The 25,213-nt window shown below is 58.1% G+C and carries 26 protein-coding genes; 10 read left to right on the forward strand and 16 right to left on the reverse strand.

Annotated elements, in window-relative coordinates:
* Positions 1 to 28 precede the first annotated feature (28 nt).
* Genes K0F88_RS06210 through K0F88_RS06235 form a run of 6 tightly spaced genes read right to left on the reverse strand, consistent with a single transcriptional unit; the run spans position 29 to position 6,250 of the window.
* Complete coding sequence (locus K0F88_RS06210) at positions 29 to 1,738, reverse strand: NAD(P)/FAD-dependent oxidoreductase (RefSeq protein WP_219094583.1); 1,710 nt, start codon at positions 1,736 to 1,738, stop codon at positions 29 to 31.
* A 17-nt stretch (positions 1,739 to 1,755) separates the two neighbouring features.
* Positions 1,756 to 2,241, reverse strand: coding sequence for an aromatic-ring-hydroxylating dioxygenase subunit beta (locus K0F88_RS06215; RefSeq protein ID WP_219094584.1), 486 nt, complete (start codon positions 2,239 to 2,241; stop codon positions 1,756 to 1,758).
* Positions 2,219 to 3,523, reverse strand: a complete 1,305-nt coding sequence (locus tag K0F88_RS06220) for a Rieske 2Fe-2S domain-containing protein (RefSeq protein WP_219094585.1) — start codon at positions 3,521 to 3,523, stop codon at positions 2,219 to 2,221. Before K0F88_RS06220 ends, K0F88_RS06215 begins: the two co-directional genes overlap by 23 nt.
* Positions 3,524 to 3,536: 13 nt before the next feature.
* The gene (locus tag K0F88_RS06225; protein WP_219094586.1) at positions 3,537 to 4,484 is read right to left on the reverse strand and encodes a flavin reductase family protein; all 948 of its coding nucleotides are present in this window, start codon (positions 4,482 to 4,484) and stop codon (positions 3,537 to 3,539) included.
* 7 nt (positions 4,485 to 4,491) lie between these two features.
* Positions 4,492 to 4,902 carry a DUF4440 domain-containing protein gene (locus tag K0F88_RS06230; RefSeq protein ID WP_094470887.1) on the reverse strand — a complete coding sequence of 137 codons (411 nt, stop codon included), beginning with the start codon at positions 4,900 to 4,902 and terminating at the stop codon, positions 4,492 to 4,494.
* Positions 4,883 to 6,250, reverse strand: a complete 1,368-nt coding sequence (locus K0F88_RS06235; RefSeq protein ID WP_094470888.1) for an MFS transporter — start codon at positions 6,248 to 6,250, stop codon at positions 4,883 to 4,885. The genes K0F88_RS06230 and K0F88_RS06235 overlap by 20 nt, the downstream gene beginning before the upstream one ends.
* 105 nt (positions 6,251 to 6,355) lie before the next feature.
* Here K0F88_RS06235 and K0F88_RS06240 point away from each other — a divergent pair, with 105 nt between their 5' ends.
* Positions 6,356 to 7,243: a LysR family transcriptional regulator gene (locus K0F88_RS06240; RefSeq protein WP_094470889.1), complete on the forward strand. Its 888-nt coding sequence runs from the start codon at positions 6,356 to 6,358 to the stop codon at positions 7,241 to 7,243.
* A gap of 61 nt (positions 7,244 to 7,304) precedes the next feature.
* Here K0F88_RS06240 and glpD read toward each other — a convergent pair whose 3' ends face one another.
* The 4 genes from glpD to K0F88_RS06260 all read right to left on the reverse strand — a co-directional run bounded on the left by glpD (position 7,305) and on the right by K0F88_RS06260 (position 12,411).
* Positions 7,305 to 8,843: a glycerol-3-phosphate dehydrogenase gene (gene glpD, locus K0F88_RS06245; protein ID WP_219094587.1), complete on the reverse strand. Its 1,539-nt coding sequence runs from the start codon at positions 8,841 to 8,843 to the stop codon at positions 7,305 to 7,307.
* A gap of 296 nt (positions 8,844 to 9,139) precedes the next feature.
* Entirely contained in the window at positions 9,140 to 9,895 is a 756-nt protein-coding gene (locus tag K0F88_RS06250) for a DeoR/GlpR family transcriptional regulator (protein WP_219094588.1), read from the reverse strand.
* Positions 9,896 to 9,978: 83 nt separating this feature from the next.
* Entirely contained in the window at positions 9,979 to 11,484 is a 1,506-nt protein-coding gene (glpK, locus tag K0F88_RS06255; RefSeq protein WP_219094589.1) for a glycerol kinase GlpK, read from the reverse strand.
* 75 nt (positions 11,485 to 11,559) lie between these two features.
* Positions 11,560 to 12,411, reverse strand: a complete 852-nt coding sequence (locus K0F88_RS06260) for an MIP/aquaporin family protein (RefSeq protein ID WP_219094590.1) — start codon at positions 12,409 to 12,411, stop codon at positions 11,560 to 11,562.
* A gap of 370 nt (positions 12,412 to 12,781) precedes the next feature.
* Here K0F88_RS06260 and ybaK point away from each other — a divergent pair, with 370 nt between their 5' ends.
* Both ybaK and K0F88_RS06270 read left to right on the forward strand, forming a co-directional pair.
* Positions 12,782 to 13,252, forward strand: a complete 471-nt coding sequence (gene ybaK / locus K0F88_RS06265) for a Cys-tRNA(Pro) deacylase (RefSeq protein WP_219094591.1) — start codon at positions 12,782 to 12,784, stop codon at positions 13,250 to 13,252.
* A 15-nt stretch (positions 13,253 to 13,267) separates the two neighbouring features.
* On the forward strand, positions 13,268 to 14,050 hold the full coding sequence (locus tag K0F88_RS06270; RefSeq protein ID WP_094470895.1) for a PhzF family phenazine biosynthesis protein: 783 nt from the start codon (positions 13,268 to 13,270) through the stop codon (positions 14,048 to 14,050).
* A 118-nt stretch (positions 14,051 to 14,168) separates the two neighbouring features.
* Here the strand turns inward: K0F88_RS06270 and K0F88_RS06275 are convergent, their stop codons facing one another.
* Positions 14,169 to 15,278, reverse strand: a complete 1,110-nt coding sequence (locus K0F88_RS06275; RefSeq protein WP_219094592.1) for an ABC transporter ATP-binding protein — start codon at positions 15,276 to 15,278, stop codon at positions 14,169 to 14,171.
* On the reverse strand, positions 15,275 to 16,195 hold the full coding sequence (gene argF, locus K0F88_RS06280) for an ornithine carbamoyltransferase (RefSeq protein ID WP_219094593.1): 921 nt from the start codon (positions 16,193 to 16,195) through the stop codon (positions 15,275 to 15,277). The genes K0F88_RS06275 and argF overlap by 4 nt, the downstream gene beginning before the upstream one ends.
* Before the next feature lie 446 nt (positions 16,196 to 16,641).
* On the opposite strand from argF, the gene K0F88_RS06285 reads away from it, so the two are divergent.
* The 5 genes from K0F88_RS06285 (at position 16,642) to grxD (ending at position 20,294) form a co-directional block, all read left to right on the forward strand.
* Positions 16,642 to 16,848: a hypothetical protein gene (locus tag K0F88_RS06285; RefSeq protein WP_094470898.1), complete on the forward strand. Its 207-nt coding sequence runs from the start codon at positions 16,642 to 16,644 to the stop codon at positions 16,846 to 16,848.
* Positions 16,829 to 17,164, forward strand: a complete 336-nt coding sequence (locus tag K0F88_RS06290) for a hypothetical protein (protein WP_094470899.1) — start codon at positions 16,829 to 16,831, stop codon at positions 17,162 to 17,164. The genes K0F88_RS06285 and K0F88_RS06290 overlap by 20 nt, the downstream gene beginning before the upstream one ends.
* 156 nt (positions 17,165 to 17,320) lie before the next feature.
* On the forward strand, positions 17,321 to 17,614 hold the full coding sequence (locus K0F88_RS06295) for a hypothetical protein (protein WP_077749897.1): 294 nt from the start codon (positions 17,321 to 17,323) through the stop codon (positions 17,612 to 17,614).
* Between the two features lie 132 nt (positions 17,615 to 17,746).
* Positions 17,747 to 19,855: a molybdopterin oxidoreductase family protein gene (locus tag K0F88_RS06300; RefSeq protein ID WP_219094594.1), complete on the forward strand. Its 2,109-nt coding sequence runs from the start codon at positions 17,747 to 17,749 to the stop codon at positions 19,853 to 19,855.
* 97 nt (positions 19,856 to 19,952) lie between these two features.
* On the forward strand, positions 19,953 to 20,294 hold the full coding sequence (gene grxD, locus K0F88_RS06305; RefSeq protein WP_219094595.1) for a Grx4 family monothiol glutaredoxin: 342 nt from the start codon (positions 19,953 to 19,955) through the stop codon (positions 20,292 to 20,294).
* An 84-nt stretch (positions 20,295 to 20,378) separates the two neighbouring features.
* Here the strand turns inward: grxD and bfr are convergent, their stop codons facing one another.
* Together bfr and K0F88_RS06315 are read right to left on the reverse strand one after the other, a co-directional pair.
* The gene (gene bfr / locus K0F88_RS06310) at positions 20,379 to 20,852 is read right to left on the reverse strand and encodes a bacterioferritin (RefSeq protein WP_010457685.1); all 474 of its coding nucleotides are present in this window, start codon (positions 20,850 to 20,852) and stop codon (positions 20,379 to 20,381) included.
* A 199-nt stretch (positions 20,853 to 21,051) separates the two neighbouring features.
* Complete coding sequence (locus K0F88_RS06315; protein ID WP_007943567.1) at positions 21,052 to 21,270, reverse strand: bacterioferritin-associated ferredoxin; 219 nt, start codon at positions 21,268 to 21,270, stop codon at positions 21,052 to 21,054.
* Between the two features lie 315 nt (positions 21,271 to 21,585).
* Between K0F88_RS06315 and K0F88_RS06320 the strand changes: the two genes are divergently transcribed.
* A complete protein-coding gene (locus tag K0F88_RS06320; RefSeq protein ID WP_128605461.1) occupies positions 21,586 to 22,188 on the forward strand; it encodes a peroxiredoxin in 603 nt (200 codons plus the stop codon).
* A 159-nt stretch (positions 22,189 to 22,347) separates the two neighbouring features.
* Here K0F88_RS06320 and rnt read toward each other — a convergent pair whose 3' ends face one another.
* A complete protein-coding gene (gene rnt, locus K0F88_RS06325) occupies positions 22,348 to 23,025 on the reverse strand; it encodes a ribonuclease T (RefSeq protein WP_008155580.1) in 678 nt (225 codons plus the stop codon).
* A complete protein-coding gene (pyrC, locus tag K0F88_RS06330) occupies positions 23,022 to 24,068 on the reverse strand; it encodes a dihydroorotase (protein ID WP_219094596.1) in 1,047 nt (348 codons plus the stop codon). The genes rnt and pyrC overlap by 4 nt, the downstream gene beginning before the upstream one ends.
* 157 nt (positions 24,069 to 24,225) lie before the next feature.
* Here pyrC and K0F88_RS06335 point away from each other — a divergent pair, with 157 nt between their 5' ends.
* Positions 24,226 to 25,131 (forward strand): OmpA family protein, encoded by a 906-nt coding sequence (locus tag K0F88_RS06335; RefSeq protein ID WP_219094597.1) that lies wholly within the window; start codon positions 24,226 to 24,228, stop codon positions 25,129 to 25,131.
* The last annotated feature ends 82 nt before the right edge of the window (positions 25,132 to 25,213 follow it).

Below are 25,213 nucleotides of genomic sequence, written 5' to 3' on the forward strand. Positions count from 1 at the left end.
GATAGAGAGGAGGCTTGCGATGAAGGCATCAGCAATAGCGGTATTGAGCGTGCAGTCCGTCCAGCGGATTGTCGGCAATCAAGTCGCCACCCAGACTGCTGATCACCGCACAGGCACCGTTGAGTGCTGTTTGAATGGCGCCTTCCGCCCAGCCACCGGTGAAAGAGCAGCCGCACCCGGCGAGGTACAACCCCGTGTCCTGCTGTGGATCGAGGGCCGTTTTGAATTGATAGAACAAGCGTTCCGAGTAGATATCGTCACCCGGAAAGTTGAGTTTGAAGGCGCCCAGCGAATGCTTGTCGGTCAGCCAGTCATACTCCAGGACATAGCGCTGGTAGTTGCCATTGAGCGGTAGAAGGTGGCTGGCAAACTCAGGTGCGCTCATGGCCAGTTCATCGACAAGGCGCAAGCAGCGTTGAACTTTGTCGGTCATAGAAACCATCTTGTGGGAGTCGTCTTCCCAGGTGTAACTGATCAATACCACGCCCCAGGACTCAGGGTCCTGCGGTGCGTAATCGAGGCAATACACGCCCTTCACCAAGGTGTCTGTCTGGATGTTCTGTGGCAGCCCGTGTTTCAACCAGAACTTGTCTTTGGTCAGGATGAACAGCTTGGACGAACCGACCATGTGGGTTTCGTTGATCGCCCGGGCCACGTCACGATTCACGAAGGCCTGGTTCTGTGTGAGCTTCATGTTCACTTGCAGCGCCCGGGTGGTCGTCGTGGTGATCACCCGGTCGCAGGCATAGGTTTCACCATTGCTGCCGGCCAGCAGGATTTCACCGTTATTGCCCTTGTTGATGGACTCGATGCGGGTGCGGCAGATTCGGTCGCGCAGGGGCATGCCGTGGAATGACGTATCGGCAATCAACTCCGACAGCGATGAGATGCCCATCGGCACCAGCCGTTGATTGACTTCGAGGCCATTGACCACGAGCCGCAGAATCTCGGTAAAGGAGGCGCGGTATACCGATTGGAAACCGCCCGAGCCGATCCCCAGTGAACCGAATAGATGAAAGTCTTCGGGTTTGCGCCACGGTTGTCCGCCGGGCGGGTTGCTGCCGGTGAAAATCTGCACCATGGCCGAATAGAACGAGCTGTCGCCGAAGTAATCCAGATAGCGTTGCCATTCCGGCTGCACTTCCGCGTAGTTGTGTTGCTTGAGTAACTCGGTCAGTAACAACGGTGGCGCCAGGCAGGTGCCGTCATCGAAGGTCACGCCCTCTTTCAAAAACGCACTCCAGCCCCGATGGACCGTGCTGAAAATCGCAGGTGGAGGCTGCATGGCCGCCCAGTGATGAGTCTCACCGCGGTAGTGGATTTCGGTGTCCACGACACCGGGGTCGGGAAACGCTTCAGTGGTTTCGATGCCAAACCGGTTCAGGTAGTGAAACAACCCGACCTCGCTGGGAGGAAAGCGCATCGCGCCCATTTCGGCGATGAATTGCGGGTGGTCATCGTCAAAGCGCTGGGTCAGCAAGCGCCCGCCCAAGTGTTCTTCGGCGGCCTCGAACAGCGTGACTTGCTGGGCACCGGCACGGAGCAGTTCGTAGGCGGCGACCAGCCCGGTCAGCCCGGCGCCGACAATGCCGATGTGTTTATTGGCCGCTTCGGGTGGCAAGTAACCGATCGCATCACTGGCATTGCGCAAAAACTGGCCGTAGTCGTACAACAGGTCGACATACGGAAAAGAACCGGGAAATGTGGCTTCGTCGAAGCCGGTAGTCGTAACGTTCACGTGTGATTCTCGATAAATCAGATGATTAACTGCAGGCTTTCAATCGCTCGGGAGGGATTGAGCAGAAGTACTTTTTTGCCTTGGATTTTCCAGGTGCCTTCGACGTTAATCAGTTGATGCTCGACGGTGACCGGGTAATGCCATTCGCTGTCCCCTCGGGCTTCGCAATAGAGCATGTTGGTGCTACTCGATGCGCTCAGTTCGTCGTCTTCCAGACGGATCAACGAACACTGGGCAATATGCAAACTGCGACTCTTGGGCTGTTGCGAGTAGTTGCGCGCGTTGGCCAATCGGTTGATGCGCAGCGTGGTCAGAAACCGGTCTTCATACAGAAGCGAGGACTCATGAAGAGGGCTGGTCTGTTCTCGTCGCAACGGAATCCAGTAGGTGTAGTCGGGGGTCAGCAGTTGTTGCCAGGCACTGAAGTCTTGTTGGTCCAGTAGCTGGATTTCGCTGGCGATCAACTGTTCGATGGCGTGTTTATTGTTCTGATCGAGTTGCATGGTTATCCCGCATCAAGTGCTGCCAGCTGTTGTAAAAATTGCGCATCGCCATTTCGCTGGTGCCCGAAACCACCTGGGTCCGCTCATAGGATTCGGTCGATTCAAAGAGTCGCGCCACGTTGACCCACTCGTTGGAATCACTGCGCAATCCCTCCGTCGCCCGCTCGTACATTTCCACATCGTCGTGGGCGACCATCGAGCAAGGGGAATTGATCAGGTTGTTGTACTGGACGGTTCGTTCCAGCAACTGGATGGGGGCGCCCACCAATTCAAAGATCCACGACTCGACCACCGTCTCCTGAGCGCTGATCGGCTTGATCACCCGCAACGTCTGGATCGGGCCCTTGACCATCAGGTTCGGGAAATAGACGGTGTTGTGTCGGGTGTCTTCGAGAATCTCGGTGGCCTGGCGTTTGCCATAGCTCTGGACCATCAAGTCCCAATAACCCGGAATATCGGCATAGGCTTTATGGATTGAGTTGCTGACGCCGGTATGCCCGTGGCCGTTGGGCCAGATGCGAATACCCATGTCGGCGAAGAACTCGTAGGACGCCATGAACGGTGAAAATAGCTCGACCGCCATGGGCGAAGGGCTGCTCTGGTCGCTGGTTTCCTTCCACAAGCGAATCGCTTCGCCCGCCGAGGACTCATGGGCAATCATCGGGTGACAGGTGTCGGTCTGGTTATCGACCACCATTTTCCAGTTGCAGCGATGGCGGTGCAGGAGCGGCTGGCCAACGACGCGCAACTGGCCCAGGGGCGAGCGCAGCACCATGTTGTCCAGCGTCGATAACGACTCGCCAAAAAAGGTGTTGAAGTCGATGCCTTCTGCCTGGAGGCGGACAAATACAAAACCGCGATAGTTCTCCACCGCCGCGACGGCTTGCATGCCTTTGTGGGCGGAGCACGCGCTGAGGTCGCAATCGTCGTATTCCTTTTTCACCGGAATACTCAGCAGTTCGCCATCGGTCTTGAAGGTCCACGCATGGTAAGGGCAGCGGATAAACCGACCGACATTGCCGCGAGGCTCGGCCAGCACTTTCACGCCTTTGTGCGGGCAGCGGTTGTGCAGGACAACGATGTCGCCATTTTTTTGCCGGACCATTGCCAAGGGTTGCTGTGCAATGTCGGTGGTGAAAAAGTCGCCGGGCTGCGGGATCAGACTGTCGTGCCCCACGTAACTCCAGCTGGCGGCGAAGACGCTGTGTTGTTCCTGGTCGAAGAGCTGTTGATCAAGGTAGAGCGATTTATGCACTTCTCTGCCGTTGAAGTAATTGTCCAAACGGTGTTCCTCGTTAGATCGCCAGCTTCAGGCGTTGGCTTTTGGCCCGGGAGACGCAGGGATAAATCCTTGCGCTGCAGGCAGCTTCTTTTTCGCTCATGATGAAGTCGCGATGGTCGACTTCACCCTCAAGGACCTCCAGCGCGCAGACACCGCACTCACCGCGTCGGCAGTCGTAGAGCGGATCCAGGCCGGCCGCCTCCAGCGCCTCCAGCAAGGTTTGGTCTTGATTGACGTTGACGCTGATACCCGACTCGACGGCGTCAATCACAAAGACCGACGCATCGTCTTCCCGAACCACGTTGAAGATTTCAAAATGGATGCGCTCGCGCGCCAGGCCACTGGCCTCGGCATGGCAAAACACGTCGTTGAGCATCGCCTGCGGACCGCAGACGTAGAGCCGGTCGTGTGGTGCCAGATCTGCGAGCACCTGACTGACAGCGGGGCGGCCATCGGGTTTATTGGAGAAGTGCAAGTGCAGGCGTTCCTGCAACAGTGCCTGCAGGGGCAAGGCATAGGTCGCGTCGTCGTCGTTCCTGGCGAAGTAGTGCAGGTGTGCGCTTCGATTCAATGACGTCAGGTGATGAAGGATCCCGGTCAGCGGCGTAATGCCGATGCCGCCGGCAATCGCAATGTCCCTGCCGACGCCTTCAGTGAGCGGGTAGGTGAACGTATTGAACGGGCCATCGAGCTGCACCGTGTCGTTGATTGCCAGCGAACGAATGTAGCGACTGCTGGCCGAGTCGGCCGTGAGCCGGATGGCAAAGACGACGCTGCCTTGCGCCGTCATGCGGTCCGCCAGTTGTACCGCCGAGTAGTGCCGCCATTCATTCAGTTCGGGGATGAACCATTTGAAATGCGCGCCCGCATCCAGCACGGCATGCCCTGGTGTTTGCGGGCTGACGGTGATTTCTTTGATAGAGGCCGAGAGCATTCGGCAATCAGTGATTGTGTAGTTCATACGAAAATCAGCTTTCCTGGCTTAGCGGCGTTTCATGCAGGTAGATCCATTGGGCGTTGTGGTGATGCAGGCCAATGATCGCCACCGAAATCCGTGAGCTTTCGCGCTGGTCCAGGCGATGGGTTTCCTTGTAGCGGATCGCCACGCTGGCGCCTTCTTGCCACACCGTCTGCAGGTCGCTGATGACGATTTCCAGGCCCGGTTTGGCGCCGATTGCACCCTTGAACATCTGTTCGACCGTCGCCCGGCTGACGATGGCGGCCGAGGTGGTGACCATGGTGAAGTGCTCGGCGAATGCCGACATCAGCGGCTCGAGCGCGGCCTGCCCCTTACCGTTGGCGTCGGTGAACAGGGTGCGGATCAGCTCGTGCACGTGATGAATGCTGTGGTGCGCCTGTTCAACTATTTTGTTGTGCATGACAGTCCTTTTGAGTGTTCAACTGACTCAGTTGAAAGAGTGGGAACAGGCCCACCAGCGCGGCAATGGCGAACGTCACGTGGTAGGCCTGGGTGGTATCGAAATGCTTCAGGAGCAGGTTGAAAACCATCAGGAAGAGGGCGGCGCCGATGCTGAATGACATCTGTCGGTTGATGTTCCAGATGACACTGGCCTTGTGCGTGTCACTGCCCTCGAAATCCATCAACGACGTGGTTTGTGCTGTGTTGGCTCCGATGCCGCCGCCGATCCCCATCAAGCTGTAGGCGATGACAATCACCAGAAGGTCTGAGGGATTGTTCACCAGTAGCAGGGTGGCAATGCCGGCGCTGTGCAACAGCATGCCGAGGGCAAACAGGCGCTTCGCGCCCATCCGGTTGTAGACCCGGCCACAGATCAGCATCGCGATGAACGCGCCGATGGCGTAGAGGATCATGAACATCCCTGTCAGGCGGGCGCTGAAGTGCAGGGTGTTTTGCAGGAAGAAGATGCTCATCAAGTTGACCCCCGTGAACACACCGGGAATCGCGTAATAGATAAAGATGGAGGTGCTGAGTTTTTTGCTTTTGAGCAGGCTCAGTTCAATGATCGGGTTTTTGCAGGTGCGGTAATGCAGCCCGTACAGCACCACGAAAGCAACGCCGGCCATGACGAAGAGGGCGGCCACCCATGCCGGAGCATCGCCGCCGTACAACGACATGCCCATCAGCAGGCTGCCGAGTGCTGCGCTGACCAGCAGCAAGCCCTTGATGTCGGGTCGGGGCAAACTCGTCGGCCGCGCTTCGTTAATCCAGAACCAGGACAGCACTGCCGCGATCAGCGAGAACGGGATGTTGCTGTAGAACACCCAGCGCCAGGAGCTGCTGTCGACGATGACTCCGCCGATGGTTGGTGAAATGGCGGGCGCTATCAGGGCAACGGCCATGACCAAGGTGGATATTTTCGCCCGCTGCTCACCCTTGAACAGGTTGAACGTCAGCGCCTGGCCGACTGGAATCAACAGGCCACCGCCAATCCCCTGGACGAAGCGCCAGATCACCAGCTCGTTGAAACTGTTGGCCAGCCCGCACATCCACACGGAACCTGTGAACACGAGCATCGAGGCGGTGAGGATTTCCCGGCTGCCAAAACGACCGGCCAACCAGGTGCTGACCGGAATGATCAGCGTCAGTCCCAGAATATAAGCATTGGCCACCCAGGCAACGTCTGAAGTACTAACGTGCAGCGCCGCCGATATACTCGGTAATGCGACCGCTGACATAAAGATGTTAATGCAGTCTATAAAAAAGCCGATGAGAAATATCAGTGAAACTTTGTAGCGATAGGTCATGGTGTTTCCCCTTTGCCGCAAAGCATAGGGGCGGTGGACTTGAGCTGTCGATACGACTATCCTTGAAACAATGTTTGACAGGATTTAACAGTGAGCCATATTGCTATGCACACCCATCTTAATCGGGTCCAGACTTTTCTGGCGGTGGTCGATTTTGGTTCTTACACCAAGGCGGCCAATTACCTGAGCATCAGCAAAGCCATGGCCAGCCTGCATGTCAAGGCGCTGGAGGACGTACTGTCAGCGACGCTGTTGATTAGAAATACCCGAAATATATCCCTCACCGAAATCGGTCAGGACTTTTATGAAGAGTTCAAAGGTATTGTCGCGGACATCGATAACGCCTTTGATAATGTATTAAAAGGGCATAACCGAGTTTCCGGGAAGTTGCGCTTCAGTTCCACCAGTGAGTACGGTGAGGCGTATATTCTGCCGTTGATTCCGCAATTCATAGAGCGCTACCCGGAGATAAAACTCTGTTATAACTTTAACTCGTCACTCAATGACCTGGTGGCGGAAAAGTTAGACCTGGTTATCCGTTTGGGCAACTTGGCGGACTCGGCATTCAAGAGCCGTAAACTGGCGGATTATGAAATTGTCCTGGTGGCTACCGAGGCGTTTCTTGCGCGTCACCCGGTGCAAAATCCTCAGGACCTGAATTCGCTGCCGTGGATTGCCAACAGCAACTTGCAGGCACCGACCCAGTGGACGTTGCGCCATCCACAATTGGGGACTGTCGAGATCAACGGGATCAATCAGTATGAATCCAACTCATCCACGGCCATCCGCTCCATGGCGTTGTCGTCGCTGGGTGTTTCGGTGCTGCCCGCTTGGGTGGTCAAGGATGACATCGCCAGCGAGCGGCTGATCCGTCTGTTGCCCGACTATTCGCTGCCCTCGCAGTCCGTCAGCGTGGTGTTCCCCAACAGCCCGCATCTGCCCCACAAATCGAGGGCGTTCATTGATTTCCTGCTGCTGCATCTGGCGCAATGAGCCCCTGCAAAAAAGCCCCTGAATCGTGAGATTCAGGGGCTTTCGTTCAAGCGGATTGCGATCAGGCCGCTTCGATCTTGCTGCGGTTCTGCTCGACCTTGCTCAGGTAGTCCGCCAGTTTCTGCTGTTCAGCCGGGGTGGTGAACAGGCCGAGCTTGCTGCGGCGCCACAGAATGTCATGGGCGGTGGTGGCCCACTCTTCGCTGCACAGGTAATCGACTTCGCGAGTGTAGAGACCGCCGCCGATGTGTTCGCCCAAGTCGCTGAGGTTCTGAACGCCTTCCATCATGCGCCAGGTACGGCTGCCATAGGTGGTCGCCCAGCGGCGTGAGATTTCAGTCGGAACCCAGTCGAACTTGTCGCGAATCAGCGAGCTCAGCGCCTGCGGAGTGGTCATGTCTTCGCCGCCCGGCAGGCTGGCGCTGGCGGTCCAGCTTGGCTTGATGTGCGTGAAGTACGGCGCCAGTTGTGCCAGCGCCGACTCGGCCAGTTTGCGGTAGGTGGTCAGCTTGCCGCCGAACACCGACAGCAACGGCGCTTCTTCGCCGGTGCCCGACAGTGCCAGGGTGTAGTCGCGGGTGACGGCCGACGGGTTGTCGGATTCGTCGTTGCACAGCGGACGAACGCCGGAATAGCTGTGCAGGATATCGTCGCGGCTGATCTGCTTCTTGAAGTGGGCGTTGACCACTTTCAGCAGGTAATCGGTTTCGCCTTCGGTAATCGCCACGTTGGCCGGATCGCCGGTGTACTCGCGGTCGGTGGTGCCGATCAGGGTGAAGTGATTGAGGTACGGAATGGTGAAGACGATGCGCTGATCTTCGTTTTGCAGAATGTGCGCGTGTTCGCCTTCATACAGTTTCGGCACGATCAGGTGGCTGCCCTGAATCAGGCGAATGCCGTAGGGCGATTCCATCTTCAGGTCATCACGAATGAACTTGGCGACCCAAGGGCCGGCGGCATTCACCAGCGCTTTGGCGCGGATCGAAAACAGGCTGCCATCGGCGCGTTCCAGGTGCAAATGCCACAGGCCCTTGGTGCGACGGGCGCTGACGCAGCGGGTCTGGGTGTGAACGTGGGCGCCTTTCTCGCGGGCAGCCATGGCGTTCAGCACCACCAGGCGCGCATCGTCGACCCAGCAATCGGAGTATTCGAAGCCTTTGGTGATTTCGCTTTTCAGCGGGCTGTCCGGACCGAACTTCAGGCTTTTCGAGCCTTCGAGTTTTTCCCGCTTGCCGAGGTGGTCATACAGGAACAGTCCGGCGCGGATCATCCAGGCTGGACGCAGGTGCGGACGGTGCGGCAGCACGAAGCGCATTTGCTTGACGATGTGCGGCGCCTTGGCCAGCAGCACTTCGCGTTCGGCGAGGGCTTCGCGCACCAGGCGGAATTCGTAATGTTCGAGGTAGCGCAAGCCACCGTGGATCAGCTTGCTGCTGGCCGACGAAGTGTGGCTGGCCAGGTCATCTTTTTCGCAAAGGAACACCGAAAGGCCGCGACCGGCGGCATCCGCTGCGATCCCCACGCCATTGATCCCACCACCGATGACGGCGATGTCGTAGACCTCAGCGAGAGGGGGCGTAGGCAAGGTAGAAGTGGGCATCGGCTGGCCTCGGGCACTTTTGATTTTCTGTATTTGAATTCGAACATTAATGTTCATTTGCGAAAATGGTAGCCCATAAAGTCGCCCACAGCCAGTCAACTTCGATTGAAAATACTGATCGAAGGGCCGGGAAAGGAAAATTTACGAACATTTAGATGTGCGGTATGCCGCGGAGGGTGTGTTACCTGTGCGACTGCTATCGCGAGCAAGCTCGCTCCCACAGGGTTATGCGCAATCTCTGTGGGAGCGAGCTTGCTCGCGATGGCATCGGTATGAACGACGAAGATATGAAGGCGTTAAACGACTTCCAGCCGAATCTTGTGCTGACTCAACAGCTGCGCCAACGCTGGCGATGGTTGTTGGTCGGTGACCAGGCAATCAATCAGGCTGATCGGCCCCAGGCGAATCATGGCGTTGCGCCCGAATTTGCTGGAGTCAGCCGCCAGAATCACCTGCCGGGCATTGGCGATGATCGCCTGGGACACCCGCACTTCCTGATAGTCGAAGTCCAGCAAGCTGCCGTCTTCATCGATACCGCTGATGCCGACCAGGGCGAAATCAACCTTGAACTGGTTAATGAAGTCGACACTCGCCTGACCGACCACACCACCGTCGCGCCGCACATTGCCACCGGTCAGCAGAACGTCGAAGTCGTCCTTGGCGCTGAGCATTGAGGCCACGTGCAGGTTGTTGGTGATGATTTTCAGGTGGTTGTGGTTGAGCAGCGCCCGGGCAATCGATTCGGTGGTGGTGCCGATATTGATGAACAGCGAGGCGTGATCCGGGATCTGAGCCGCAATGGCTTCACCGATACGCTGCTTCTCATCGCGCATCTGGTCGGCGCGCATGGCGTAGGCGGTGTTTTCGACACTGGAATCGTAGGCTGCGCCGCCGTGGTAGCGACGCAACAAATTGGCTTCCGCGAGCTGATTGATATCGCGGCGGATGGTTTGCGGTGTAACGACGAACAGCGTAGCCATTTCCTCGATGCTGACATAGCCGCGTTCGCGGACCAGTTCGAGGATTTGCTGCTGACGGGGAGGCAGATTCATGGGGCTTCCTTTGGCTGCCGTGCAAAATTTGCCCATGATGCCGCAGGAATCTGCTCCCGACCAGTTACAACCCTGTTGTTAGCTTATTCAGCGCCTTCATGCGGTTCCCAGTCGCGGGTGCGGCTGACGGCTTTTTTCCAGCCGGCGTAGAGTTTTTCCTTGGCGGTTTCGTCCAGGGTCGGTTCGAATTCGCGTTCGATCACCGCCTTGCCGCGCAGCTCATCCAGGCTGCCCCAGAAACCACACGCCAGGCCTGCCAGGTACGCGGCGCCCAGTGCGGTGGTCTCGCGCATTTGCGGACGCTCGACCTGAGTGCCGAGGATGTCGGCCTGGAACTGCATCAGGAAGTTGTTCGCAACCGCGCCGCCGTCCACGCGCAGGGATTTCAGACGTTCGCCGGAATCCTGTTGCATGGCGTCCAGCACGTCGCGGGTCTGGTAGGCAATCGACTCCAGGGCTGCACGAATAATGTGATCCACACGCACGCCGCGGGTCAGGCCGAACAGAGCGCCACGGGCATACGGGTCCCAGTAGGGCGCGCCGAGGCCGGTGAAGGCTGGCACCAGATACACGCCGTTGCTGTCCTTGACCTTGTTCGCGAAGTATTCGGTGTCGTGGGCGTCGTTGATGATCTTCAGTTCGTCACGCAGCCACTGAACGGTCGAGCCACCGTTGAACACTGCGCCTTCGAGCGCGTAAGCCACTTCGCCACGTGGGCCGCATGCGATGGTGGTGAGCATGCCGTGCTTGGATTTCACGGCTTTGTCGCCCGTGTTCATCAGCAGGAAGCAGCCGGTGCCGTAGGTGTTTTTCGCCTGACCCGGCTCGACGCACATCTGGCCGAAGAGTGCAGCCTGCTGATCGCCGGCAATACCGCCGATGGCGATGCCGCTTTTGGTGTGGCCGTAGATTTCCGACGAGGACTTCACTTCCGGCAGCATCTCGCGCGGAATATCCAGCACCTCCAGCATCTTCGCGTCCCACTCCAGGGTGTGGATGTTGAAGAGCATGGTGCGCGAGGCGTTGGTGTAGTCGGTGACGTGCACCTTGCCGCCGGTAAATTTCCAGATCAGCCAGCTGTCGACGGTGCCGAACAGCAATTCGCCGTTGCGCGCACGCTCGCGGCTGCCTTCGACGTTGTCGAGGATCCACTTGAGTTTGGTGCCGGAGAAGTACGGGTCGGTGACCAGGCCGGTAGTCTCGCTGATGTATTGCTCGTGGCCGTCGCGCTTGAGCTGCTGGCAGATCTCGGTGCTGCGGCGGCACTGCCAGACGATCGCGTTGTAGATCGGGCGGCCAGTGGTCTTGTCCCAGACCACGGTGGTTTCGCGCTGGTTGGTGATGCCGATGGCCGCGACCTGGTCGTGATGCAGGCCGGCTTGAGCCAGGGCCTCGACCATCACGGCGCTTTGGGTGGCGAAGATTTCCATCGGGTCGTGTTCGACCCAACCGGCTTGCGGGTAATGCTGGACGAATTCGCGCTGGGCGGTGCAGACCACGTTCGCGTCGCGGTCGAAAATGATCGCGCGGGAGCTGGTCGTACCCTGATCGAGGGCAATGATGTAGTTCTTATTCTGAGTGTCGGTCATGTCGATTGCCTTGGACGAAAAAAGGGAGAGAGGTCCGGCGCGCGATCTTTTGGGCAGGATCACGCGCCTACGGTATCAAGAAGTTCTTGGTTTGCCGTCAATGGCCGGTGTTGCGTCCTTTGTAGCAGGTATGGCACTGGGCAGATGACGGGCAATCAGCCCGCGATACGCGGCAGCGCCGAGGCAGGCACCGACAATCGGTGCAAAAATCGGAATCAGGAAATATGGGATATCGCGGCCGCCGGTGAGGGAAATTTCACCCCAGCCTGTGAAGAAAGTCATCAGCTTCGGACCGAAATCACGCGCCGGGTTCATCGCGAAACCGGTCAACGGGCCCATCGAGCTGCCAATTACGGCGATCAGCAGACCGATCAGCAGCGGTGCCAGCGGTCCTTTTGGCAGACCATTGTTGTCGTCGGTCAGGGACATGATTACGCCCATCAGGATGGCGGTGATGATCACTTCAACCAGAAAAGCCTGGGCGGTGGACAGGGCCGGGTTGGGGAAGGTGGAGAACACCGACGCCAATTCTAGGCTGGCCTGGGTGCCACGGACCATATGGTGAGTTTGTTCGAAATCGAAGAATAAATTGCTGTACAGCGTGTAGACCAAAAATGCGCCGCAGAACGCGCCAGCTATTTGAGCGAGGATATAGAACGGCAGTTTGCGTTTTTCGAAGTCGGCGAAAATGCTCAGTGCGATGCTCACGGCGGGATTGAGGTGAGCCCCGGACACCCCGGCGGTCAGGTAGATCGCCATGCTCACGCCGACGCCCCAGATGATGCTGATTTCCCACAGGCCAAAGCTGGCACCCGCGACCTTGAGCGCGGCAACACAACCGGTACCGAAAAAGATAAGCAGTGCAGTGCCCAGAAACTCGGCCATGCATTGGCTTGAGAGCGACGGTTGTTGTAAAGCAGTTGTCATTGAAAACCTCGTTTTTGTTGTTGTCTGGCGCTTCTTTCATCATGGCCAAAGCGCGTTTTCCACCGAGGCAGAATCCCCATTCTGTTCTCGGCCTGCTACTGGGTGCTGCGATGACACATTCGTACAGTATTCAGATTCGAAAAAATATAGACAAGAAACGCTGCTGTCAAAGGTCGAAAGTGAACCGTCAGTCACAATTCAACTATTAGTCACGTGAATGATCGTATCGTTCACGCGGCGGGCCGATCACGGACGAGCGGCAGGCGGCGCTGCCAAACCGTTGAAACATTGGTGCAATAGAGCCTTTTACCGATCAATGTCCTAGAATCCAGCGCAGGATTTTTCTACTGCCGCCCAGTCTGGAGCTGCCATGACCCCCGCATTGGATTTGTTGAAAAAAGTTCGAGCCGAACATCGCGTGCACAGTTATGAACATGATCCAAAGGCCGCGTCCTATGGGCTGGAGGCTGCGGAGAAACTGGGGCTGAACCCGGAGCAAGTGTTCAAGACGCTGCTGGCTGCCAGTGAGAAAGGTGAGTTGCTGGTGGCGGTGGTGCCGGTCGTCGGAAGTCTGGACTTGAAGCACCTGGCTCATGCGGCGGGCGTGAAAAAAGTCGAAATGGCCGATCCTGCCGCTGCGCAACGTGCGACGGGTTATCTGTTGGGCGGGATCAGTCCGTTGGGGCAGAAGAAGCGCTTGCGCACGTTTATCGATAATTCCGCTCAGCCCTTTGCGACCATTTTCGTCAGCGCCGGTCGGCGTGGTCTGGAAGTTGAAATGGCGCCGGCGGTGCTGGCCGAGCACACTCAGGCAACGTTCGCCGATATTGGCCGCGCCTGAATCAGGGAGAAGGTTATGCAGCTTGAGTTTCATCAAGTCGATGCGTTCAGTGATCGGCCGTTCAGTGGCAACCCGGCGATGGTGTATCGGCTTGAGGCCTGGCTCGCCGATGAGTTGATGCAGAAGATTGCCGCCGAGCACAACCTCGCCGAAACCGCCTTCGTGGTGCGCGAAGGGCAGGGCTGGCACATTCGCTGGTTCACCCCGACGACTGAAGTGCCGTTGTGCGGTCATGCGACCCTGGCCAGCGCATATGTGTTGTTTGAAATCTATAAGGAGCCCGTCGAGCGCCTGGATTTCATCTGCAAGTCCGGCCCGTTGAGTGTGAGCCGTGAGGGTGGGAGCCTGTGGCTGGATTTCCCGGCCATTGTGCCGTCTGAAGTGGGTGTGACACTGGATGTCGAACGCGCCTTGGGCGTCCAAGTGGTCGATGTGCTGGGTTCAAATGAGTTGTTTGTCGTGCTGGAATCCGAGCAGGCTGTGCTCGATTGTCAGCCAGACATGGTTGCCCTGGCCAAACTGCCGTGGCCTGGCGCAATCGTCACGGCCAAGGGCGGCAAGCATGATTTTGTGTCGCGGTACTTCGCTCCGGCGATCGGTATTAATGAGGACCCGGTGACCGGTTCGACCCATTGCAGTTTGATTCCGTATTGGTCGAGGCGATTGGGCAAGTCGAGCCTCACCGCGTTTCAATGCTCGAAGCGAGGCGGGGAGTTGTTCTGCAGGCTGGAAGGGGATCGGGTGAAGATTGGCGGGAAGGCGACGCTGGTTGCGAGCGGAACGCTGATGCTCGGTTAATCAAAAATCTAATGTGGGAGCGGGCTTGCTCGCGAAGGCATTGTGTCAGTCAATGATGATGTTGACTGACAGACCGCTTTCGCGAGCAAGCCGCTCCCACATTTTTGTCCGCGTCGTATCAGCTGGCGGTGGCGTAGCGGCGGACACCGGACTCTACAGTCGGAATCTGCGCCGCCGTGCTGCCCGATGCCTGGAACAACACAAGGTGTTCAGCCGCGACACGTATGCCAACCTCTGCACCCACCAAATGGTCAGCGTGGCTCGGAAAAATCGACTCCAATTGCGCCCCGGTCGGCAGCTGCAAACGGTACAACGTCGACGCCCCCTGGAACGACTTCCCGACAATCCGCGCCTTCAAACCGCTGTCGGGTGCATAAACAATATCGTCAGGGCGCAGCAACACGTCCACCGCACCGCCCACGGGCCAGGTGTAGGCACGATTGCCGCGTAACTCACCCAATTCAGTCTGCACCGACTCGGGGCTGCTCAGCTGGCCGCGAATGAAATAACCCTGGCCAATGAAGCTGGCCACAAATGGCGTCAGCGGCTCGTGGTACAGGTTGTAGGGCGTGTCCCATTGTTCCAGCCGACCTTCCTTGAACACCCCGACGTGATCGCTCACCGCGAAGGCTTCTTCCTGGTCGTGGGTCACCAGAATCGCGCTGGTGCCACGGGCCTTGAGAATGTCGCGCACCTCATGGCTGAGCTTGCGCCGCAGTTCGCCATCGAGGTTGGAGAAGGGTTCGTCGAGCAACAGCAATTGCGGTTCCGGTGCCAGTGCGCGGGCCAGTGCGACACGCTGCTGCTGACCACCGGACAACTCATGCGGGAAGCGCTTGCCAAGGTTCTTCAGGTTGACCAGTTCCAGCAATTCTTCGGTGACGCGATCCTTTTGCGGGTGCTTGCGGATCCCGAAGGCGATGTTCTCGGCCACGCTCAAGTGCGGAAACAGTGCGTAGTCCTGGAACACCATGCCGATCCGGCGTTTTTCCGGGGCGAGGGTGAAACCGGGGCGTGAGAGGGTCTCGCCCGCCAGTGTGATTTCACCTTCGTGCACCGGTTCGAAACCGGCAATCGCCCGTAGCGTGGTGGTCTTGCCGCAGCCCGAGGAGCCCAGCAGGCAACCGATGTCACCGGCATTCAAATGCAGGTTGAGGTTCTGCACGACGCGCTGGTCTTGATAGCCGCAGGCGAGGTTGCGCAGGTTGAGCAGTAATGGATGGCTCATGCGTGGTGATACGAAGGCGGGACGAGAAACTCGAGCAGGGCCTTTTGTGCGTGAAGACGGTTTTCCGCTTGGTCCCAGGCGACGGAGCGCTTGTCATCAAGCACGTCGAGGCTGATTTCCTCGCCACGGTGGGCCGGCAGGCAGTGCATGAACAGCACATCCTCGGCCGCCAGGTCGAGCAGGGCGCGGGTCACCTGGAACGGCGCGAACAGCTTCAGGCGCTTGGCGGTTTCTTCTTCCTGGCCCATGGAGGTCCAGACGTCGGTGCTTACCAGGTGGGCGCCACGCACGGCGTCCTTCGGATCGCGGACGATGGTCACGCGATCGCCGGCCTTGGCCACAAACTCAGGATTGGGCTCAAAACCTTCAGGGCAAGCGATGCGCAGCTGGAAGTCGAACTGGATCGCCGCTTCTATATAGCTGTTGCACATGTTGTTGCCGTCGCCGATCCAGGCCACGGTCTTGCCCTGGATCGAGCCGCGATGTTCGAGGAACGTCTGCATGTCGGCCAGCAACTGGCATGGGTGCAGGTCATCGGACAGGCCATTGATCACCGGCACGCGTGAATTGGCGGCGAATTCGGTCAGGGTGCTGTGGGCAAAGGTACGTATCATCACGGCGTCGAGCATGCTCGACATCACGATGGCGCAGTCGCCGATCGGCTCGCCACGGCCCAGTTGCGTGTCGCGCGGCGACAGGAAGATGGCCTGGCCGCCGAGCTGGATCATGCCGGCTTCGAACGAAATACGGGTACGGGTCGAGGACTTCTCGAAAATCATTCCGAGTACGCGGTTTTTCAGAGGCTCGAACAGTACGCCGCGGTTACGCAGGTCCTTGAGCTCAACGCCTCGACGGATCACGCTGACCAGCTCTTCGGGCGTGCAATCCATCAGGGAGAGAAAGTGCCTTGCGCTCATCATTGACTACCTTTTGCAACGGACCGCAGATACTCAAAGCCTTGTTTAACTGAAAAACGGGCGAGACCTGCGGCGTAAGCCGCACGGGGCGACGAAATAGGGGGAGGCGCGATATTGACATTAAATGTCGCGTTTTTCCAATAGGAGGCTTTTTTTCGGCTTCCAACATGTTTCAAGCGTTACAACGCGATCCGCGTTGCAAGCTTGAGAGCAGCATTTGTACACGGTGCCGAAGCTCGATTGCAATCAATGCCGTGATCCGGCTCGCTATCCGGCGAAGAATGGAAGACCGGCTGAACTGCGGTCTCCGGGCCCCTTACAAGCTCGCGGAGTTGTTTGCTGTTACGTTTTCGGGTGCCGGGTATCGGACTGCGCTCAGGTATTATCCGCCCCATTGCGGATTCTCGACTGCGTAAAGTCAAACCCTCCCAGGGAGGGAGCGCTGTATGGCGATCAATAAACCCAGACACACTGGCCTGACACGTCTTCGTCGTGTTTCGCCGGCCTTCGACATGGCTGTCATTTCTACGGTCATGGGCTTCGCAATTATTGCAAGCACGATTTACCCAGGTGTTCCGAGCGCAGTGGTTGGCGCCATCGTCGGCGCTTTTATCGGCGTGAAGAATTTCAGGGATGACGCGATTGCAGATTGATTCGACCCAGTTTTTGGTAGTGGGGGGATTGGTCGCAACTGGAATCTACCTGGGGGCTTCGTTGCTCGCGCGATCGACGCCGGACCTGAAGCATGGCGCTGCCCTGGTGGTGGCGTGGTTCACGGTGGTGAGCGTCATTGATATTGCTTTGCAGGTCTATCAAGCCGAGCCTCATCAGTTGGGCATCCTGGCAAACCAGAAAGCTATCATCCTGATCGGGTCCGGCGTGATGCTTTGGCTGGCGGTTGGCGGAATATGGACGGCACTGGCCTCACCGCTTAAAAAGAAGACGTCGAAGATTTCTCAGCCTCAGTGAGCCTGTCTGTGCGGTCGAACGCATGTTTTGACGAGGTCGTTTCGTGTCTTGTCTGTTGTTCAAGGCGCCGGCGGTCACCGTGTCCTGGATGAAACATTTGCTAATGCAAAGTGCTGGGTTATAACTAACTCACGAGTGACGCAGGAAGCCTTCGGAATGGAATCGAAAGAACAGCTGTTAATGGATTTACTTGGCCTCACGGCCCGCTCCTTGACCCACCTCACCGCTTCCATGACGTCGATGTCCTTCGAATTGATGCGCAGTGAAGACGAAGTGACCAAGGCGGCCGGTCGACGCATGATCGATCGCATGGCAACCATCAGCACCGGGCTCGACGAGCACTGGCGACTGATCGGCGAGCTCACCGGCGTACATATCGCCCAGGAACAGATCGAAACCATTCAGGAGATCCAGTTGCAGGCGCCGCCGCCCAGGTTGCCGCCGAACTGATCGTGCGCGGCCATCGGCTGGCCTGATGGTCGCCGATTCACAAGACGAACGTCGCTGGCGCAGTCGCGGGTCACGCGCCATAGTTTTGTTCCCGCGGCCGATATTGCCCGCCCAGAACAAAAGAGACTGGCCATGACCAAGACTCTCCATCACCGTGCCTGCCACCTGTGTGAAGCCATCTGCGGCCTGACCATCGAGACCTCCGAGGTCGAAGGCAATGGCGTGCAGATCACCTCAATCAAGGGCGACCCGCTGGATACGTTCAGCCGTGGGCACATCTGCCCCAAGGCGGTTGCCCTGCAAGACATCCAGAACGATCCGGATCGCCTGCGTCAGCCGATGTTGCGAGTGGGCAGCGAATGGCAGCCTATTGAGTGGGATGACGCCTTCAGCCTTGTCGCCGAACGCCTGGCGGCGATTCAGGAGCATCACGGGCAGAATGCGGTGGCGGTTTATCAAGGCAACCCCAGCGTGCACAACTATGGCTTGATGACCCACAGCAATTATTTCCTGGGCCTGCTGAAAACCCGAAACCGGTTTTCCGCGACCTCGGTCGATCAGTTACCTCATCACCTGACCAGCCATTTGATGTACGGCCACGGTCTGCTGCTGCCGATTCCGGACATCGACCACACCGATTTCATGCTGATCCTCGGTGGCAATCCGCTGGCCTCCAACGGCAGCATCATGACCGTGCCGGATGTGGAGAAGCGCCTGAAGGCGATTCAGGCCAGGGGCGGCAAAGTGGTGGTGGTCGATCCGCGTCGCAGCGAAACAGCAGCGATGGCCGATCAGCATCTGTTCGTGCGCCCCGGTGGCGATGCGGCGCTGTTGTTCGGGCTGCTCAATACCTTGTTCGCCGAAGGCCTGACCCGCGACAGCCATCTGCCGGTAGACGGTCTGGATGAAGTCCGTCAGGCGATCGCCACATTCACTGCCGACACCATGAGCCCCTTGTGTGCGGTGCCGGCAGAACAGATTCGTCAGTTGGCCCGGGATTTCGCGGCGGCGCCGACAGCGGTCTGTTATGGCCGGATGGGCGTCTCGACCCAGGCCTTCGGCACGCTGTGTCATTGGCTGGTGCAACTGATCAACCTGGTCACCGGCAACCTCGACCGCGTCGGCGGTGCGTTGTGCACCGAACCTGCGGTGGATCTGGTGGCCTCGACGTCGGGCGGGCATTTCAATCTGTGGCAAAGCCGCGTGTCCGGGCGTCCTGAATACGGCGGCGAATTGCCGGTGTCGGCCCTGGCGGAAGAGATGCTGACGGGCGGGGAAGGGCAGGTCCGCGCGCTGATCACCGTGGCCGGCAATCCGGTGCTGTCCACACCCAATGGCCGGCAACTGGAGCAGGCGCTGGACGGGCTGGAGTTCATGGTCAGCATCGACCTGTACATCAATGAAACCACGCGCTATGCCGACCTGATCCTGCCGTCGACTTCGGCACTGGAAAACGATCACTACGACACCACGTTCAACATGTTCGCGGTGCGCAACGTCACCCGTTTCAACCGGGCGATTCTGGCGAAACCAGAAGGCGCGTTGCATGACTGGGAGATCTTTGTCGGCCTGGCCCAGGCTTTTGCGGCGAAGACCGGCAAGGAGCTGAAACCGACTATCGCACCGGCGCAGATGATTGATCGTGGGTTGCGGATGGGGCTGTATGGTGATGCCTCGGAGCACAAGCTTTCGTTGGCGACGCTGTTCGATCACCCGCACGGTGTCGATCTGGGCGCGCTCAAATCAAACCTGGCGCCACGCCTGAAAACCGCCAACCAGCGAGTCCAGGCCGCGCCGGCTGCGATTCTCGCCGACCTTGCCCGCTTCGCCGCACTGCAAGCACCGGCTGCCGACGAATTGCTGATGATTGGTCGTCGCCATGTGCGCAGCAACAACTCGTGGATGCACAACTATCACCGGCTGGTGAAGGGCAAGCCGCGCCATCAATTGTTGATGCATCCGGATGACCTGGCTAGCCGTGGACTCGGTGACGGGCAGCGTGTGCGGGTCAGTTCGCGGGTCGGCGTGATCGAAGTGGAAGTGGTCGCCAGCCTGGACATGATGAAAGGCGTGGTCAGCCTTCCTCACGGTTGGGGGCATGCACGCCCAGGCGTGCAGATGACGATCGCCAGTAGTCAACCGGGCTCCAGCGCCAATGACCTGACCGATGAATGTCAGCTCGACGAGTTGTCGGGGAATGCGGCGTTGAACGGTGTTCCGGTGACGGTGGCGGCGGCTTGATTGTGTCTGTCGGGGAGACCGAGCATGGCGCTCGGGTTTCCGTTACAATGCGCCACCGTGCCGACCTCTGAGTCGGAAAGTTCAGCCGAGGTGCTTCATGGATATCATCGAAACGATTAAAGAGCAGATTGCTAACAACACCATTCTGCTTTACATGAAAGGTTCGCCGAATGCCCCGCAGTGTGGCTTCTCCGCGAAAGCCGCGCAGGCCGTGATGGCATGTGGTGAAAAGTTTGCTTACGTGGACATCCTGCAGAACCCGGAAATCCGCGCCAACCTGCCAAAATACGCCAACTGGCCAACCTTCCCGCAGCTGTGGGTCGGTGGTGAGCTGGTCGGCGGTAGCGACATCATGACTGAAATGTCGGCTGATGGTTCGCTGCAAGCCACGATCAAGTCTGCTGTTGAAAAGGCTGCTGCCAACAAGACCGAAGCCTGATTCCGTCTCTGTAGGCATTAAAAAGCCCCGCCTCTGTAAAAGAGTGCGGGGCTTTTTATTGTCTCGAGTTTAGCGGGCGCTAACTTACTCTTCACCCATCTGCGATTGCAGATAGTTCTCAAGACCGATTTTATCGATCAGGCCCAATTGAGTTTCCAGCCAGTCGATGTGTTCTTCTTCGGACTCAAGGATATCTTCGAGCAATTCACGGCTACCGAAGTCACCCACGGTTTCGCAATGAGCGATGGCAACCTTGAGGTCGGCATGACCGGTTTTTTCGATACGCAGGTCGCACTCCAGCATTTCCTGGGTGTGCTCGCCGATCTGCAGCTTGCCCAGGTCCTGGACGTTCGGCAGGCCTTCGAGGAACAGGATGCGCTTGATCAGCTTGTCCGCGTGTTTCATCTCGTCGATGGATTCGTGGTATTCGTGCTTGCCGAGCTTGTTCAGACCCCAATCTTCGTACATGCGCGCATGCAGAAAGTATTGATTGATCGCGACCAGCTCATTGGCAAGGATCTTGTTGAGATGTTGGATGACTGTAATGTCGCCTTTCATGATGGGGTCCTGCCCTGTATTAGCTGTCAATAAGCCAGAGTTTGAGCCGCACAACTAAGAGTGTCAAACCTAAGTTATTGAAACTTAAATGAAAATTAATCGGAATAAGAATGTTTGTGTTCCGCGTCTAGAGCGTAAGCAGTTGATTTCCAGACATAAAAAAACCGGACATCAAGTCCGGTTCTTTGGAATAGGGTAATTACGCGGCAGTAAATTCTACTGGGAACGGAATCGCAGCCTGGGCCGATTGCAATTTGGTCAGGGTTTCACGCACCACTTCCTTGGCAAGGCAGGCGCATTTACCACATTGGCTGGCTACGCCGGTGGCCTGACGAACTTCTTTGTAGCTGCAGCAACCTTCATAGATTGCATCGCGGATTTGACCGTCGGTGACGCCAGTGCAGAGGCAGACATACATAAGCTAAGAACCGTCGCTGGTGGTGACTCAGTTGCGATGGATCTTAATGTTAACGAGAATGATTGTCAAAGTGGTTTCTGAAAGCTTTGCGTTATAAGCGCGTATGACTGACGAACGGTTTTCATCCAGGCATCTGCCATTACCTGCTGCGATGGCCAATTTGTTGCGCCGATGAAAAACCGTTGAGGACAGCTCAAAAACGCCGTGTATGATGGTCGGTCCTTGCGAAGGGGGTCGTGTCACAGGGCTGTCGCCTGAGGGTGGCAGGCTGACGCGAACCCAGTTCTTCACGATATATAGACCAGGAGATATTCCATGAGCGTACTCGTAGGCAAACAAGCCCCCGACTTCACCGTACCTGCCGTCCTCGGCAATGGCGAAATCGTAGACAGCTTCACCCTGTCGTCGGCCATCAAAGGCAAATACGGCCTGGTGTTCTTCTACCCACTGGACTTCACCTTCGTTTGCCCGTCCGAGCTGATTGCTCTGGACAACCGCATGTCTGACTTCAAGGCACGCAACGTTGAAGTGATCGCCGTTTCGATCGACTCGCACTTCACCCACAACGCCTGGCGCAACACCCCGGTCAACAATGGCGGTATCGGCGAAGTCCGTTACACCATGGCTGCCGACATCAAGCACGAAATCGCCAAGGCCTACGACGTTGAGTCCGAAGGCGGCGTGGCTTTCCGTGGCGCGTTCCTGATCGACGACAAAGGCGTTGTCCGTTCGCAGATCATCAACGACCTGCCGCTGGGCCGTAACATTGAAGAGCTGGTCCGTCTGGTCGACGCTCTGCAATTCCACGAAGAGCACGGCGAAGTTTGCCCTGCCAACTGGAAAAAAGGCGACAAAGGCATGACCGCTTCGACCGAAGGCGTCGCGGCTTACCTGACCGAGCACGCTGCTGCGCTGTAAGGCACGTTCGAGGCATAAAAAAACCGGCCGCTGAGGCCGGTTTTTTTATAGGCGGAAGAAACGCAGGTCTCTGTAGGAGCCGGCTCGCTGGCGATGAACGATGACGCGATCTTCATGTTAAACCGCGTCGCCTGCATCGCGAGCAGGCTCGCTCCCACATCAGTCGTTGAAGTCTTCCCAGCCGCCCATTTGTTTCCAGCGATTGACGATGCCGCAGAACAGCTCGGCCGTCTTCTCGGTGTCGTAGCGCGCCGAGTGAGCCTCACGACCGTCGAAGTCGATGTCCGCCGCCTGGCAAGCCTTGGCCAGCACGGTTTGACCGTAAGCCAGGCCAGCGAGGGTCGCGGTATCGAAACTGGAGAAGGGATGAAACGGGTTACGTTTCATGTCCAGGCGCGCGACAGCGGCGTTGAGGAAACCCAGATCGAAGCTGCTGTTGTGCCCGACCAGAATCGCCCGTTTGCAGCCGTTGGCTTTCAGGGCCTTGCGGATGCCACGGAAAATATCGGTCAGGGCCGTTTCTTCGCTCACCGCCATACGCAGCGGGTGATCGAGTTTGATCCCGGTGAATTCCAGCGCAGCCGCTTCAATGTTCGCGCCTTCAAAAGGTTCGACACGGAAGAAATAGGTGTGATCGGGGTACACAAAGCCTTTTTCATCCATGGCGATCGTGGTCGCGGCGATTTCCAGCAGGGCGTCAGTGGCAGAGTTGAAACCGCCGGTTTCAACGTCGACAACAACTGGCAGGTACCCACGGAAGCGCTCAGCCATCGGGTGGCGCGAACCACCTCCGCCGCCTTGACCGTCCTGTTCGTCGTCGAAATGGTCTTCACTCACGCGTGTTCCTCCAGCAGGCGCCAGCGCAGTTTTTCACCGGCGCGCAGCGGGATTACGGTCAGCTCGCCAAATGGCAGGCTGGTTGGGGCGGTCCACTCATCGCGGACCAGGGTGATGCGATCGGTGTTTACCGGCAGGCCATAGAAGCGCGGGCCGTTGAGGCTGGCGAAGGCTTCGAGCTTGTCCAGCGCGTTGCGTTGTTCAAAGGCTTCGGCGTACATCTCGATTGCCGCATAAGCGGTGTAGCAACCGGCACAGCCGCAGGCCGCTTCTTTGGCGTGCTGGGCGTGGGGCGCGGAGTCGGTGCCGAGGAAGAACTTGTCGCTGCCGCTGGTGGCGGCGTCGAGCAGGGCTTCTTGATGGGTGTTGCGCTTGAGGATCGGCAGGCAATAGAAGTGCGGCCGAATCCCGCCCACCAGCATGTGATTGCGGTTGTACAGCAGGTGATGCGCGGTGATGGTTGCGCCAACGTTGGCCGAAGCCTCATTGACGAACTGCACGGCGTCCGCGGTGGTGATGTGTTCGAACACCACTTTGAGCGTCGGGAAACGCTCGACCACACGACGCATGTGCTCATCGATGAAGATTTTTTCGCGGTCGAACACATCGACATCGCCGCGGGTGACTTCACCGTGAATCAGCAAGGGCATCCCGACGTCGGCCATGGCCTCAAGTGCAGGGAAGATCTTGTCGATACTGGTGACACCCGAGTCCGAGTTGGTGGTCGCGCCGGCCGGGTACAGCTTGGCGGCGTAAACGAATCCGCTGGCCTTGGCCTCGCGAATTTCGTCGGGCTGGGTGCGGTCGGTCAGGTACAGCACCATCAACGGTTCGAAACGACTGCCGGCCGGACGTGCAGCGAGAATCCGCTGGCGATAGCCGTCGGCTTCAGCGGCGTTACGCACCGGAGGTACCAGGTTGGGCATGATGATGGCGCGACCAAAGGTGCGCGCGACATCCGCAACGGTATTGGTCAACACAGCACCATCGCGAAGATGAATATGCCAGTCGTCGGGACGCAGCAGGGTCAGGCGGTCGGACATGAGGGGATTCCAGGCGGGTCAAACTCTGGGGAATGCTACCGGAAAAGACTCTCTCAGGCACTCGCTATCAAGTTTTGCAGGAAGCTTCCGATATCCAACAGGTATGCCGGAAATATGTGTGTCGGTCTTTTTGTTGTAGAAGCCAGTGGAGCCTCCCGTGCGCCAGCGTTATTTAGCCTTGCTCAGTGTGTTTGCCAGCCTCCCTGCGATGGCGCTCACTTTCCAGACACGTCTGGAGAGCATCGAGTGGACGGTCGAAGGTGACAAGTTCGAATGCCGCCTGACTCAACCGATCACCGATTTCGGTTCGGGTGAATTCGTGCGCCGCGCCGGCGAACAGGCGACGTTTCGTCTCAAAGCTTACAACGCGATGATCGGCGGCGGTTCAGCGACCCTGCTGGCGGCCGCTGCACCGTGGCAACCGGGACGTGGCGACATCAACCTGGGTTCGGTGAGAATCGGCAGCGGCAACGTGTTGTTCAACAGTTCGCAAGTTCAGGCCGGGCGCCTGATCAGCGGGTTGATGGACGGCCGCAGTCCTGTCATCCGACATTCCTCTGGCGATGGCCGCGTCTCTGAAGTGCGCTTGTTGCCGGTCAAGTTCAGCAAGGCCTTCAACGACTATCAGGGCTGCGTGGCGAAACTGCTGCCGAAGAATTTCGAGCAGGTCAAACAGTCCGAGATCGGCTTCCCGGGTGAAGGCGTTGATCTCGATCCGCAAGCCAAGGCGCAGTTGCAGGTGATGCTGGAGTTCATGAAGGCGGATCCGACGGTCAATCACATTGAACTCGACGGGCACTCCGACAACAGCGGCAACCGCCTGACCAACCGCGAGCTGTCACGCCGCCGGGCGTTGGCGGTGATGGACTATTTCAAGGCCAATGGCATCCAGGAATCGCAGATCACCCTGCGTTTTCACGGTGAGCGCTACCCTGTGGCGCCGAACACCAACGCCAGCAACCGCGCGAAAAATCGCCGGGTCGCCGTGCGCCTGGAACGGGTAGCGCCGACCGAGAAAGTCGCGCCTCAAGTCGCTACGGGCAGCACACCGGCTACTTCCTGACTCGCCGGTCATCGTCGCTCGCTCGACAGAATCTGTCGCTTCGTCGTCATAAGCTGTCGCGCCTCTGTAAATTATTCCGTAT

Origin of the sequence: Pseudomonas sp. UMAB-40 (assembly GCF_900095275.1) — a bacterium.
Taxonomy (GTDB): Bacteria; Pseudomonadota; Gammaproteobacteria; order Pseudomonadales; family Pseudomonadaceae; genus Aquipseudomonas; species Aquipseudomonas mandelii_B.